The sequence below is a fragment of the Mucilaginibacter sp. PAMB04274 genome (assembly GCF_039634385.2).
In the GTDB taxonomy this organism is placed as follows: domain Bacteria; phylum Bacteroidota; class Bacteroidia; order Sphingobacteriales; family Sphingobacteriaceae; genus Mucilaginibacter.
The window spans coordinates 1,129,611-1,143,289 of sequence record NZ_CP155081.2 but is presented as its reverse complement, the minus strand read 5'-3'; the positions used below and the strand labels follow the sequence as shown (position 1 = coordinate 1,143,289).

General features: G+C 41.5%; 12 protein-coding genes. 8 read left to right on the top strand and 4 right to left on the bottom strand.

What is annotated here, in order from left to right; genetic code table 11:
- Positions 1-176 precede the first annotated feature (176 nt).
- Positions 177-1,514, top strand: coding sequence for a HAMP domain-containing sensor histidine kinase (locus ABDD95_RS04615; RefSeq protein WP_352432927.1), 1,338 nt, complete (start codon positions 177-179; stop codon positions 1,512-1,514).
- Between the two features lie 455 nt (positions 1,515-1,969).
- On the opposite strand, the gene ABDD95_RS04610 is transcribed toward ABDD95_RS04615, so the two are convergent.
- Positions 1,970-3,391, bottom strand: coding sequence for an AAA family ATPase (locus ABDD95_RS04610; protein ID WP_345950732.1), 1,422 nt, complete (start codon positions 3,389-3,391; stop codon positions 1,970-1,972).
- A gap of 67 nt (positions 3,392-3,458) precedes the next feature.
- Here ABDD95_RS04610 and ABDD95_RS04605 point away from each other — a divergent pair, with 67 nt between their 5' ends.
- The 3 genes from ABDD95_RS04605 (at position 3,459) to ABDD95_RS04595 (ending at position 5,548) form a co-directional block, all read left to right on the top strand.
- On the top strand, positions 3,459-4,274 hold the full coding sequence (locus tag ABDD95_RS04605; RefSeq protein ID WP_345950731.1) for a DUF3822 family protein: 816 nt from the start codon (positions 3,459-3,461) through the stop codon (positions 4,272-4,274).
- Entirely contained in the window at positions 4,250-4,798 is a 549-nt protein-coding gene (gene rsmD / locus ABDD95_RS04600) for a 16S rRNA (guanine(966)-N(2))-methyltransferase RsmD (RefSeq protein ID WP_345950730.1), read from the top strand. Before ABDD95_RS04605 ends, rsmD begins: the two co-directional genes overlap by 25 nt.
- A gap of 66 nt (positions 4,799-4,864) precedes the next feature.
- Complete coding sequence (locus tag ABDD95_RS04595; RefSeq protein WP_345950729.1) at positions 4,865-5,548, top strand: hypothetical protein; 684 nt, start codon at positions 4,865-4,867, stop codon at positions 5,546-5,548.
- Here the strand turns inward: ABDD95_RS04595 and ABDD95_RS04590 are convergent.
- The 3 genes from ABDD95_RS04590 to ABDD95_RS04580 all read right to left on the bottom strand — a co-directional run bounded on the left by ABDD95_RS04590 (position 5,545) and on the right by ABDD95_RS04580 (position 9,503).
- Positions 5,545-7,068, bottom strand: coding sequence for a GH3 auxin-responsive promoter family protein (locus ABDD95_RS04590; RefSeq protein WP_345950728.1), 1,524 nt, complete (start codon positions 7,066-7,068; stop codon positions 5,545-5,547). The two genes, ABDD95_RS04595 and ABDD95_RS04590, sit on opposite strands and share 4 nt — an antisense overlap.
- A gap of 225 nt (positions 7,069-7,293) precedes the next feature.
- A complete protein-coding gene (locus ABDD95_RS04585) occupies positions 7,294-8,919 on the bottom strand; it encodes an outer membrane beta-barrel protein (RefSeq protein ID WP_345950727.1) in 1,626 nt (541 codons plus the stop codon).
- Entirely contained in the window at positions 8,916-9,503 is a 588-nt protein-coding gene (locus tag ABDD95_RS04580) for an RNA polymerase sigma factor (RefSeq protein WP_345950726.1), read from the bottom strand. Before ABDD95_RS04580 ends, ABDD95_RS04585 begins: the two co-directional genes overlap by 4 nt.
- Before the next feature lie 160 nt (positions 9,504-9,663).
- On the opposite strand from ABDD95_RS04580, the gene ABDD95_RS04575 reads away from it, so the two are divergent.
- The 4 genes from ABDD95_RS04575 (at position 9,664) to ABDD95_RS04560 (ending at position 13,677) form a co-directional block, all read left to right on the top strand.
- On the top strand, positions 9,664-9,903 hold the full coding sequence (locus ABDD95_RS04575) for a hypothetical protein (RefSeq protein WP_345950725.1): 240 nt from the start codon (positions 9,664-9,666) through the stop codon (positions 9,901-9,903).
- Between the two features lie 101 nt (positions 9,904-10,004).
- On the top strand, positions 10,005-11,693 hold the full coding sequence (locus tag ABDD95_RS04570) for a pseudouridine synthase (protein WP_345950724.1): 1,689 nt from the start codon (positions 10,005-10,007) through the stop codon (positions 11,691-11,693).
- 158 nt (positions 11,694-11,851) lie between these two features.
- Positions 11,852-12,439, top strand: coding sequence for a sigma-70 family RNA polymerase sigma factor (locus tag ABDD95_RS04565; RefSeq protein WP_345950723.1), 588 nt, complete (start codon positions 11,852-11,854; stop codon positions 12,437-12,439).
- Positions 12,440-12,510: 71 nt separating this feature from the next.
- Positions 12,511-13,677: a FecR domain-containing protein gene (locus ABDD95_RS04560; RefSeq protein WP_345950722.1), complete on the top strand. Its 1,167-nt coding sequence runs from the start codon at positions 12,511-12,513 to the stop codon at positions 13,675-13,677.
- Positions 13,678-13,679: the final 2 nt, after the last annotated feature.

Genomic DNA, 13,679 nt, shown 5'->3' with positions numbered 1-13,679 from the left:
CTGTTGTTCACCTTAATACTATGAGTAACAGAATAAGAAACGATCTCCTGGCATTAAAAATAGTATTAATTAAATCAAATTGTTTGTGTAGTTAAATTGTTCAATAATAAGCCGTTGCATTATACAATTCACGCTTAAAACCTATAGTTTTGAAGCTTTAGAAAACTTAATTGGCAGTGGACACTTATTACTTCAAAAGCATTCCATCAAAATACCGCTCGGCATACAAGCGGTATTATATGCTTCAAAACTTAAACACTATACAGGTAGCGTGTATGGTGTTCTTTTGCTTAAACCTTGCTATACATATTTTTACTTACCTGGTTCCGCCAAGCATTACGCATATACATAATTACCCGGAGTTTAGCCTGGCAAACTGGACCTGCCTTGTTATTACGCCTATATTTTACCTGGCAGGACACCAATTGATAAAGCAATTCAAAAAACGAAGTAACCTTGCTATATCACTAGGCTATGTGCTTACCTTTTGTATTTACCTGCTGGCGTGTGGTATGCTATTTAATTTTATTGCCACATCCGACCCAAGCAACAGCATTATTATTTACCTGGTGGCCTTAATTGCGGTTGCCAGCGTTTACACCCTCGAGTATCAGGAAACACTGTTGCTTACTGTAGTGAATGCGCTCCTGTTTACGTTGCTGCTCATGTATGTGCGGGCAGACCCAACCGAAATTATTTACAATGAGTTGCTGCTTGTGGTTCTATCGGGAATTTTCTTTTTTGTTTCACGCCATGTTTATACTTATCGCGCAGGAGAATATTTACAGTTCCGAATCATTAAAGAAAAGAATATTGAGATTGAAAAGGCCGGCGCGTTTAAAAACGATGTGCTGGGGATGGTGGCACATGACCTCCGTAACCCAATAGGCGCCATTGAGTCGATTGCGCTACTGATGGAAATGGATGAACTGGATGATGATACGCGTGAAAATACAGCGATGATCAGAACATCATGCCGCAAAGCAATGACTATTATAAATGACCTGCTGGAAGTTGCCCGCAATGACAACAGTGATGTGCTAAACTATACGTTGGTTAACATGAACGACTTTTTGCGGGACCTGGTACAAGTATGGAAGCACATGAGTGATTTCACCAACCAACTGAAGTTAACTGTACCCGACAGGCCGGTACATGCCAGTATCAACCCCGAAAAATTTCACAGGGTTATTGATAACCTCATCAGCAATGCCGCCAAGTTTTCAAAAGAAAAAGACACCATTGAGTTAAAATTATACGAGCACAAAAACCTGGTGCATATAGAAGTGAAAGATAACGGCATGGGCATACCTGCCAGTTTAATACCTAATATATTTGATCGTTTTTCTAAAGCGGGCCGTAACGGTTTAAAAGGCGAACAGTCTACTGGTTTGGGTTTAAGTATTTCCAAACAAATTGTTGAGATGCATAACGGCCGTATTGATGTACAAAGCGAGGAAGGAAAAGGTTCCACCTTTACTATACGCCTGCCCGAGATAGAAGCAGACATCTGAGTTAATTCATCATAACTCACTCTATAACAATACCCAAGAGCTTTTCAAACAGCAGGTAAAAGTATTTTGTCCAAAATTAATCACAGTTGTGTACTTTATTTCACAGTGTTAAAAACGCTGTTGTTACTCGTTTTATAATTTAAAGTTTTGTTCGTTAAACTTTCTGCAATCAATTGACGCATACCTTGTTATTCTACTAAAAGTTAATTTCTGGTGAAATTTTTGTAAAGTATAGTATTAATAAATTGTACCATTGTTAACCATTATACCTAACAAATATGAAAAAGGCGTTTACCTCAATTGCAGCATTTTTTGCGCTGATGTACTTACTGGTGGTGATTTTTTTCAATATAAAAGACCCTCACTATTAAGGAGTGTTTTTAAACTCAAAACGCATTTATACATTTACGTATAGATGCGTTTTTTGTGCCTACCGGTCTCATTTAATGGCCGCCTTAGTCGGCTGGTGCCAAATAAAACTTCTCATTAAAATTTACTAAAAACAATTCTGTAGTTGCACGGGTGCATGCCGTGTAAAACCAACGCAAAAAATCAGTGTTCATCATTTCGTCGGTAAGGTAACCCTGGTCAACAAAGACGGCTTCCCATTGGCCACCCTGTGCTTTATGACAGGTTACTGCATAGGCAAACTTAATCTGTAAAGCGTTATAATACGGATTAAGTTTAAGTTCCTTCAGCTTATCACGCCGGTTAGGAATATGATCATAATCCTTCATTACTTCTAAAAAGAACCGTTTTTGATCAGCAGGCTGCAGTGAGGGAGAGTCTGAATACAAAGCATCCAGCAACACCTTGCAATCAATTACCGGATCTTCTGCATAATCTATAAACTCAAGCTGCACATCAGCAAACCTAAATCCATAAATCTCTTCAAACCGGCGAACCTTTTTTATACGGGCAATATCGCCGTTGGCAATAAAGCCGGTACTATCTTCCTCATGCTCCTGCAACCAAAAGTAATTGTTACGCACAATCATAATCTGGTCCCCCCCGGTAAGTTCCTCTTCGCGCATGAGTATGCGGTTGCGTATTTGCCGGTTGTACAGATTGGCATTTTTATTTGAGCGGCAAATAACCAGCGAACCATCAAATCCATATTTTTGATAAGCGTAGTTAAGCCCTTCTTCAAGCCGGTCGCCCGTCATTCGGTATACATCCTTGTATCCTTTGGTAATGATCTGCGGAAATGCTTCTTCTTCGCAACGAATAATATCACGAACGGAAGTTACATTGTGCAGGATACCTGAATTCTTTTGCTGGCGCAGTACATCAGTTAATTCGTAGGTATGAACATCTAAACCAAACTGGTCCTTAAGTACCCCAATATCCAACGCAGGGCTGTAGGCCGAACCTACAGGCGGCAACTGGGCGGTATCTCCCACAAGCATTAATTTGCAATTCTTAAAATTGTATACATAATCAATGAGATCTTTAAGGAGCGTTTCGCGATTGTTACCGCTAATCTCGTCTGATATCATGGAGGCCTCATCTACAATAAAAAGCGTATTCTCGGCAGTGTTAGCAGCCAGCGCAAATGTATCGTCCATATTCATAGCAGATTTGCGACGATAAATACGCTTGTGTATGGTAAAAGCCTTGCGGCCCGAGTAACCGGTTATCACCTTAGCCGCCCGACCAGTTGGCGCCAGTAAGACGGATTTAAGCGCATACAACTTCAGTGCTTTAACCAATGCACTTACTATCGTTGTTTTACCGGTACCGGCATAGCCTTTCAATAAAAAGCATTCGTAGCCGTTATTGCTTTGCAAAAAGGTATGCAGACGGTTAAACAAGTCGAGCTGCTGGGCACCCGGCTGGTGTGGAAATGATTTACTAATTTGTTCCTGAACAGGCATGTTGTGGTTTATTGGCTATAAGCCGTTAACAAAACAATGAAAAAATAGTTATTTTTGCGCATTACTGATGAACGATACCCTATATCATTACATTGACCCTGGCTTTAGCCACACGCAAGTGGGTAATTACACGCTGCTTTTACTGCTAAATGCACAAAGTTTTGAGCTGGCTGTTATGCACGGGCAAAAATTAATGGTTTGGCGTAAGGCAGCCCCCTTAGCTGAAATAACCCAGCCGGGCGAGGTACAGGAGGTTTTAAGCTTCAGTTTTCATGATATTATAACGGGAATTAACACACCCTATTTTACGTTGGTGCCGCAAACCCTATTCGAAAAAGACCAAGTAACAGAAGTAGCCCGCTACCTCGATGTGCAAGCTACTGATACCGTTTTTGCGCAAGTGTTAGATGCTAATAATCAGGTAGTGTTTAAAACACAGGAGGCATTAACCCTGGCCGCCGGAAAGTTTGATTTGCAGAAAGTGACGTTCGGATCAGCGGGTTGGATATTGGCTATTGAGGCTAATATGCCTTCAAACTACAGCCTTTACGTTAACCTCCATGCTACTACCTTTGATATTGCATATTTTAGGCATGGCAAGTTACACTTGTATAACACCTTCGAATTTACACACGAAGATGAACTGGCTTATTATAATGCATTTGTTTGCCAGCAATTGAAACTGGATATGAGCCTAACCACCGTTATACTGAGCGGTGAAATTATGGCCGGCGATAACCGTTATCACAACATACTATCTAACTTTTTTAAAACGGTAGAATTAAATACCATCAGCGTTGCTGAGCTACCGGCATCTTTACCTAACCATCAGCTTTTGGCGCTTACAAGCCTTTCATTATGCGCATCATTGGCGGACGCTTAAAAGGATTACGTTTAAATCCACCTAAAAACCTACCCGTACGCCCCACTACTGATTTGGCTAAGGAGGCTTTATTTAATATTCTGCAAAATCAAATAGACTTAGAAGGCATCAAAGTGCTTGATCTATTTAGCGGTACGGGCAACCTGGCGTTGGAATTTGCTTCGCGCTATGCCCAAAGCGTAACAGCTATTGATCGTAGCATACATTGTATCAACTATCTCAAAGATGCGGCCCGGCAGCATGGCCTTACCCAAATATCAACTTTTAAGGCCGATGTATTTAAGTACCTGGAACTGGAGACTGAAAGGTATGACCTCATTTTTGCCGATCCACCGTACGATTTGAGCCGTATTCCGGAAATAGCTAAGATTGTTTTCGAGAAAGACCTGCTGTTACCGGGTGGCATGCTTATCGTTGAGCATCAATCCATGCAAAACCTGGGTAATCATCCTAATTTTATTGAGCAACGGCGCTATGGACATTCTTCTTTTTCTTTTTTTGCACTGCCAGCTAAAGATGAATAGAACAACTATACAATAGCTTAGCGCTAACTATTAAGAACCATTTAAAAGCAGGCATGTTGTTGAAGTATGCTTAGGATATATTTTGTAACCATTATTGTGGTTATTGTCTTAGTGGTGGCTTACGTATATGCGCTGGTTTATTTTTCGAGCAAGCCCGCCGACTTAGCGGGGGTGGATATGCGAAATGTATTTCACGAACGTAAAACCATACCTGTAGTAGTTCAAAAAGAAATACTTACGGCTTTAAGCCATTACCCGGAACTGAAAGACACACCCATCGATTTCGTCTTTGATCCTAACACCAGCAAATCTATTATGCTCTCGCAGCCCGTTTTGTCAAGTTTTTTCAGAGGACGGCTAAAGCGTTCGTACGTTATCAAAATCAATCCTCGCTTTAAGCTGGTACACAGGGTAATTCCTATACAGGATGTGCCCAAAAATGTACTTGTTGGCTGGTTTGGACATGAACTTGGCCATGTGATGGATTACCGTTCACACAGTAATTTAGAGATGATTGGTTTTGGTATACGTTATATTAGTTCAGATAAATACATCATGCGAGCCGAGCAACATGCCGATGCCTATGCTATTGACCATGGCTTAGGCGATTACATTGTGAGCACCAAGAATTTCATCTTAACTAATTCAGAAATACCACCAGAATACAGGGCAAGAATACAAAGGTTATACCCATCCCCTCAGCAAGTTATTGATTTAGTAAAGAAGCTCAAAAAGCACGAAGTTAACTAGGCACGGTGCTTTTTAACAAAGTCTTCCCACTCTAAAAATTGCTCCTCTTTCATTACACGAGGTATTTTAACCTGGCCACCCAGCTTTTTATTTTCTTCGCTCCATTTATGAAAAAACTCAACAGGCACCGTTTCTACTTCCACGTCTTTTAGAGCACGAGTACGGGCAACTGCATAATTTTTGTTATTATCCTTTAAGTTTTGGTCGAGTGCTTTCGCTACAGCTGCCTTGTCTAAGTCTTTATCTGTACTGATGTACCAGCGGTCAATCAGTTCATCACCACGATGTATGGTTGCGACCACAAATTCCTGTATCGCGGTATCATAAGCATCCTCCATATCTTGTATGGCTTTGTTCATTTGCAAAACAGAAAGCTGCGAACCAGCTACGTTCAAAAACTGCTTGGTACGACCGGTTATCTTAATCTCGTAGCGGCTTTTGTCGGTAAACATAATGGTATCCCCTATCATGTAACGCCAGGCGCCCGATACGGTAGAAATAAGCAAAACATATTCTTGCTCTTCTTCTACATCGGCAAGGGTAAGCACCTCGGCTCCCTCCACAATAGCGCCTTCGCTGGTGATGTTCTTATCCTCGAAAGGCACAAACTCAAAGTAAATCCCGTTATCAACTACAAGTGACATGGCTGATGTATGCGGCCGTTTTTGCATAGCCAGAAAACCTTCGGAAGCCAGGTAAGTGTCGATGTAAACCAGCGGGTGTGCAAGTAGTTTTTCGAAACTCTTTTTGTAGGGATCAAACGCTACGCCGCCTGTAGTATACACGGCCAGGTTAGGCCAAAGCTCGTGAATGTTTTTTAAGTTGTGTTGCTTAATAATTTCTTTCAGCATCAGCTCAATCCATGCCGGGATACCCGACAGGCTGCCTATATCCCAGTTGGGCGCCTGCTTAGCAATTTCTTTAATACGCTCGTCAAAATCGCTAATGTTGGCAATTTCTTTACCAGGTTTATAATAACCCCGAAACCAGAACGGAATATTGCTGGCGCTTATACCGCTTATTTCGCCAGCTAAATGACCTTTAATATCTTTTAAATCTGTACTGCTACCGAGCATGAGAATTTGTTTTTCAAAAAACTCTGCAGGCAAATTGAAATTAGCTAAAGCAGCCACCTGCTGCATGCCCGACCGGCGGATGGCAGCCAGCATTTCATCAGTTACAGGTATGGTTTTGCTATGACTTGTAGTACCGCTGCTGAGCGCCAGGTAGTGGGTGCTACCAGGCCAGGTCACATCGTCTTCGCCGTCAACCACGCGGTGCCACCATTCTTTAAAAAGGCGGTCATAGTCAAAAACCGGTATACCTTCAGCAAAAGCTTTAGCAACATCAGCACTGTTTAAGATGCTTTCGAAATTATAGTGCTTGCCAAAATCAGTATTGGCGGCTTCGGTCAGTAAACTAACTAAAACTTCTTTTTGCGCCTCAACCGGGTCTGGTTGTTTAACAAGTTTATCAGTAAAATCAATCGCCTTTTTTATCAGTTCACCTATTATTGCCATAGCATTTCTTATTCTGTTACACATAACAGGAATAACACCGAATTGATTTAAGAAATGTACGTCATGATAAACACACTTGTTTACCCACCGACTAAAATGGCAGTTGTATTAAGGTGTTTTATCAGCTTAAAATAACTTCTTCTGTTCTGCCGGGCGCCAGCAAGACGGCCCCTATCATATAGAAAATATTAGGCAGCAAAAGGTCTTAAACTGCCGTAAAATACATTATTTCTTTCCAGACTTTAGCCAGTAACTTATACCAATTTGGAACGGACTGTACGATTGGGTATAGCCACCCATACTGTTGCGCACTTTGTAAGCAGGCAGGGCCAGGTAACGTGCATCAATGTTAAACTGCTTAATAGTGATACTCATGCCTGCTGTAAAACCTAAATTAACTTTACTGCTAACAACCGTACTTTTAAATACCGAATCAATGGTCTTGCTCCGCCGAAGCGTATCCCTGAAACCAGCAACCGTGCCCAGCCTGGTTGATATACTGCTTTGCTTACCGGCAAAACTAACTACTGCGCCGGCTTTAAGGCTAATAAAGTTGTTTACTCTATACCCCAGCGTAAGCGGCAAATCAATTACCTGTAATTTTCGAGAATCGTTTATGGAGAAGGCTGATGAAGAGTCGGGCTGAAAAAAGCTGGGATGCGTGTAGCTGCCCGACAACGTTCGCGGACTGTTGTAACGCAATGCAGCGCCAATAACCCAACGATTGGTTAATGCATAATTACCGGCTACACCAACATAAAAGCCACTAATTTTACCGGCTACGTTAATCCCGGTTTCAAACCCGTAGTTAGCGGTCGGAGTAAGTATTGGTTGAATTGTTTTTTCCTTTTGAGGTTTTAACCTTTTGGATTTGGTTTTAGCTGCGGTGCTTTTGTCGTTTATGGCGGTTGTTTTTAATTCCGGCTTTCCGTCAGCTATCAGCAAAGATCTATTTCCGGTAATTTTACTGTGCAGAGATTCGTCACTAACTACTAAAAAGTCCTGACCTGCACTTTGCGAACTGCTTGCGCCGCTTCCTTTAAGGGGGTAGGACTTAAGTTCTTCATAATTTTCTTTCACACCCGTCCCAATCCTTTCAGCCCTAAATACACTTTCCATATCTTTATAAGCTCCTGTTTTTAAGACGGCTGCATTGATGCTGTTCTGCTTGTTATTAACACGCGATGAATACGGACTGCCAGATAAACGTCTTTGAGTTGCCCCTCCTGCCTGCACCGCTCTCTCAGAATTACCCGGTTTACTATTTGGGTCATAAGTACCTTTTAATACCGGAGCCTTTGTTTTATTAAACAAATTAAGCTTGTCATGCGCTTCCTTTAGGCTAGCTGGTGTATGCAAACTATTTGCTGAATTGTTCTTTGAGGTAGTTATACTTTCGTCGGCAGAATCTTGCCAGCTTTTCAAATTGTTGTAACTGGCTGGAATACTATCAATAGATTGGATATTACCGATACTACTATCGGTTTGCAATGCTCCGTTAAGAGTACTACTGTCGGTTAATAAAAGCTTGCTCTGTGCTGAATCACCCTTAGAACGGTACTCGTATTTCTTTTGCACTTTAACTACGGCCTTTTGCTTAGCCGGCTGTTTTACGGCAAACCAAGTTGCCGTGCCTATCATGGCGGCAGCAGGCAATACATAACCGGCCATTGTGATAATTTTGGCAATAAGGGATTTTGCAGCCGGGGCAGCAGTAGTTATTGGATTTACAGGCAAATGTGCATCCAACCGTTGTTGCATAACAGTCCAGGCTGCGCCCGCATCGCTTTTAACAGGCAATTTATCCAGCTTGCTACGCCAAAGTTTACTATACCATGCTGAATTTTTCATGTTGCCTTATTTTGTTTTTCAGTTGGTTGGTTAACTTCACTCACTATGGGCTCCAGCAATACTCTTAGTTGTTTTTTTGCTTCAGATAAATGCCACCTGGAGGTACTTTTACTTATATGTAGATGTTCACTTATTTCATGGTGGGAGTACCCTTCAATCACATAAAGGTTAAAAACAATCTGCGTGGCAGCGGGCAAAGCTCTTATTACCCTCAGCAAATCTTCAACATATAGCTTCTCTAAAACGGATGGTGCTATAAAAGCCTCTTCGCTCACATCTTCTATATTTTCAACTTCAATGAAACGTGCTTCTTTACGACCGAGATCGATACACGTACGCACAATAATGGTACGGATCCAGGCGCCGGGTTCGCCTTTACGCTCATCAAAATCATTTATGTTTTGAAACACCTTCAGGAAACCGCTATTCAATGCCTCTTGCGCCAACTCGTCTGACTTGAGGTAACGATAGCACAGCCTAAGCATATCTGTATAAAACAGCTTATACAAAGCCTCCTGGGCAGAGCGCTTGTTGGCCTTGCACCCCTTCATTAGCCTGGGCAATTGCTTAGTAAAAATGTTCATTCAGAGAGTTCAGACAATAAGGAATAGCAATAGCTATTTTACTTTACGTAAGCCGGCAGTGAAATGCTGGGTAATTTATAAAATTTTTCTTACTGCATTTTTACCCAGCACTTAGGGAGTTAACAACGTAATATCATTATAACGCTCAGCACCTAAAGTTATGGCAAATCGTAGCAATCTGTTCACCAACAAAAGCACCCAGCTTCAAAAGCTTAAGTTTAAAAGCAAGAATGCAACCTTTCTGAAATTATTAACTCTGCTCAAAATAAGGCGTAAACCGCTGCATAATGGTTTCAACAGCCGCTACGCTGAGAAATTCCCAAATGCCGACCATTGCCAATGGAACGGAGGCCGGCTTTTAACACGCCATGAACTCGAACGGCTGCTGAATAAAAGCTAAATCATCAAAGGAGCTTTGCTTCGCCTCAAGGAACACTGTGTTAAATAAAAACTATTCGGCAAGAAGTGTTAATTTTGCAAATTAAACTTTGTAATAAGCACTTGGGCAACAACACTCATAACAGGATTTCGTACTTTTCTGATAAGTTAATCAATGATATAGCGTTACCTGAGCGGTTTACCTTTCCCTTTTTTTACGAACCGCATTCTTTAACCAAAATCGCTGCTGCCAAATTACAGCATTATCTGGAAACGCAGACTGAGCTGGACCACAACTTTGGGTTAAACGGCAATCAGGATGGATTGGCCATTGGGAAAATGTTTGGTGTTTTGGTGGTGCAGGACACGGAAGGAAAAATAGGTTACCTGTCAGCTTTCTCCGGCAAGCTGGCCGGCTCCAATGATCATGTTAAATTTGTGCCACCGGTTTTTGACATGCTGGTCGAAAACAGTTTTTTTCTGAAAGAGCAGGAGATCATCAACACCATAAATACACAGGTTTCAAAAATATGGTCAGACGGGGAATATGAGCACCTAAGACATGACCTTAAGCAGCTTTTTGCGCAATCCGAACAGGAATTAGCTGAGTTTAAGAAACAGTTAAAAAACAATAAAGAAACCCGCAAGAAGCTACGTGAGCAACATAAGCACACCCTGAACCAAGATAATTACGCGCAGTTTGAAGCTAACCTGATAAGGCACAGTTTGCACGATAAGCATCAGCTTAATGTTCTTACCCAAAAATGGAAGCAGCATCTGGAAGAAGTGCGGGGTAAAATAGCTCAATTTGAAGCCGGTATTGAAACTTTAAAGAATGAACGCAGGGAGCGGTCTGCTGCTTTACAGCAACAACTTTTTGAGCAATACGTATTTCTAAACAAAGACGGCGAAAGTAAAAGTTTACAAGAAATATTTAGCACAACCATCTATGGCAAGCCTCCTTCGGCAGCGGGCGAATGTGCTACGCCCAAACTATTGCAATTTGCATTTGCCAATGGATACAAACCGCTTGCCATGGCGGAGTTTTGGTGGGGAGCCGCACCAAAATCAGAGATTAAAAAGCACAAACAGTTTTACCCGGCCTGTACCGGTAAATGTAAGCCCATATTAGGACACATGCTAAAAGGAATGCAGATTGACGAAGATCCTTTTTTGCAAAACCCTGGAGAAAGCAGCAAGCTGGAAATAATTTTCGAAGACCAATACTTTGTAGTAGTTAATAAACCGGCTGGATTACTCTCTGTTCCGGGCGTTAACATCCAGGACTCAGTTTACAGCAGACTGAAACTTACCTGGCAAACCATTGAACCGCTTATTATTCACCGGTTGGATATGGGCACTTCGGGGCTGTTAGTGGTCGCTAAAACGCCGGAGGCGCACAAGCATATCCAAAGGCAATTTCTTAAACGTACCGTTAGCAAACGCTATACGGCCATACTGTCTAAAGTAATCGATCAGGCCGAAGGCGAGATAGATCTGCCATTACGTGGGGACTTTTATAACCGGCCCAGGCAACTGGTTTGTTTCGAATCAGGAAAAAGAAGCGTTACCAGATGGAAATTAGTTGAAAGACAAGAAGCCACAACCAAGGTACATTTTTGGCCGCTCACCGGCAGAACGCACCAATTGCGTATGCATTCGGCCCATGAGTTAGGGCTTAACGCACCTATTGTTGGAGATGACCTTTACGGTACAAGTGCGGAGCGCTTGTACTTGCACGCCGCCTATCTTGAATTTGTACATCCCAGCACGAATGAAAAAATCAGCTTTGATATAGCGGAAGACTTTTAACGTGATTAATAAACGCTTTACTGACCCGCTCTAGTCATCTCCTTGCCGAAAGATTTCTTTGATAAATCTCGATAAAGCGCCTTTTTAAGACATTAAATTTTTATTTAGGCAATAATTGTTTAATAAAAGAATGTATTTTTATAAAAAACTCACACTTTTTGCTTGTTAATGTAAATATCAATGACGACTTGAAACTTTTTGCTTTGTTAAAGCAAGGAGACAATCAAGCGTTTGAAGATATTTATAATAAATACTGGTACGATCTGTATAAAACTGCCTTTAAGCGACTTAATGATAAAGAAAAGTGCCGGGATATAGTTCAAAACGTATTCACTGATCTTTGGAACAGGAGAAACGAATTAGAAATACTGAATTTACAAGCATACCTCCATACGGCAGCACGCTTTCAGGCACTAAAAGCAATTAGTAAACTGTCAAACAAAACTATTTTTATTGAGGCTTTTAATAGCAACATCACCTCAGGATTGCAAAGCGATGAAAACCTGCTTAAAAAAGAAGCGCAAAAATTGGTTGAGCAATTCATAAAAGCTCTTCCTGCAAAACGAAGAAAAATTTTCGTAATGCACTATATGAATGATCTGAGCACAGCGCATATTGCACAGGAATTAAGCTTGTCTCAGAAAACCGTTCAAAACCAGCTTACCACTGCATCACACGCACTTCGGCTAAAACTTACCCACCTATTTAGCTATGTAATTATCCTAGCTATTTTGCAATACAGATAGTATTATCTTTTCGTTAAGATTTTTTTGGGACAATTCTAACATCAGGGTACATAGTAATAAATACAATTGCTATGTCCGGCTACAATTCTTATAAGGATATTCAAAAAATGATCGAAAAGTATGTGGCAGGAACAGCCACTGCTGAGGAGGCTGCATTTGTTGAATCATACTATGCCTACCAGGATCGTAATGAAGTACCCGACATTTCGGCAGACGAAAAAGAAGCACTTCGCAAAGAAACTTTTGAAAATATATCTAATCAACTGAACGCTACACCACAAACTAAAAAACGTATCATTAACATCTATAGGTACGCAACGGCTGCTGCAGTGTTATTGGTAGCCACCACTACTGCTTATTTATTTTTACATCGAGCATCTCCAAGCAACAAGCTTGAGAATGTAAGTGTTAAAAAACCGCTTGACGTAATGCCGGGCTCTAACAAAGCCATACTTACCCTTGCCGATGGCTCAACCATGATACTCGACGATAAGGCAGATGGCAACTTGAAAGAGCTGCCTGGCCTCATCATTACTAAAACACATAAAGGCGAGCTGGTATATAAGGTCTTAAGTAAACAAAGCAGTGAGCAAGTTACCACAATCAATACCGTAACTACACCCAAAGGCGGGCAATATCAGGTGGTGTTGCCCGATGGTACGCGCGTTTGGCTGAATGCCGCATCCAGACTAACCTACCCGCAAGTTTTTGCTGGCAAAACACGCGAAGTTAAACTGGAAGGCGAGGGCTACTTTGAAGTATCAAAAAATAAGGCTATGCCTTTTCATGTTTTTACTGGCAACCAGGATGTAGAAGTTACCGGGACACATTTTAACATTAACGGTTATATGGATGATGGATCGATTAATACCACCCTGCTCGAAGGCGGCATAACGCTACACCACCATGGTCGCTCACAGAAAATTATACCCGGCAAGCAAGCAAACGTTTCAACTAACCCATTTGCCATAAAAGTACAGACTGTAGATACTGAAGAAGTTGTGGCCTGGAAAAATGGATTGTTTGAGTTCAATAATGCAAGCTTGAGGCAAATCATGAGTCAGTTGGAGCGCTGGTACGATATTAAAGTAGATTACAGCAGTCTCCCTGCAAAACGCTACAATGGGATGGTACCCCGCAGTGCAAACTTATCAAGAGTACTCAAAATGCTTGAAGTTACCGGCAACATCAAATTTGAAATTCAGAACAACCGGCAGCTAAGCGTGATGGCCGAATAATC

Coding starts and splice junctions, on each gene's coding strand:
- ABDD95_RS04580 (WP_345950726.1), bottom strand. CDS start 9,503: ATGAACATTTTTACTAAGCAATTGCCCAGGCTAATGAAGGGGTGCAAG.
- rsmD (WP_345950730.1), top strand. CDS start 4,250: ATGCGCATCATTGGCGGACGCTTAAAAGGATTACGTTTAAATCCACCT.
- ABDD95_RS04610 (WP_345950732.1), bottom strand. CDS start 3,391: ATGCCTGTTCAGGAACAAATTAGTAAATCATTTCCACACCAGCCGGGT.
- ABDD95_RS04590 (WP_345950728.1), bottom strand. CDS start 7,068: ATGGCAATAATAGGTGAACTGATAAAAAAGGCGATTGATTTTACTGAT.
- ABDD95_RS04585 (WP_345950727.1), bottom strand. CDS start 8,919: ATGAAAAATTCAGCATGGTATAGTAAACTTTGGCGTAGCAAGCTGGAT.
- ABDD95_RS04595 (WP_345950729.1), top strand. CDS start 4,865: ATGCTTAGGATATATTTTGTAACCATTATTGTGGTTATTGTCTTAGTG.
- ABDD95_RS04575 (WP_345950725.1), top strand. CDS start 9,664: ATGGCAAATCGTAGCAATCTGTTCACCAACAAAAGCACCCAGCTTCAA.
- ABDD95_RS04605 (WP_345950731.1), top strand. CDS start 3,459: ATGAACGATACCCTATATCATTACATTGACCCTGGCTTTAGCCACACG.
- ABDD95_RS04560 (WP_345950722.1), top strand. CDS start 12,511: ATGTCCGGCTACAATTCTTATAAGGATATTCAAAAAATGATCGAAAAG.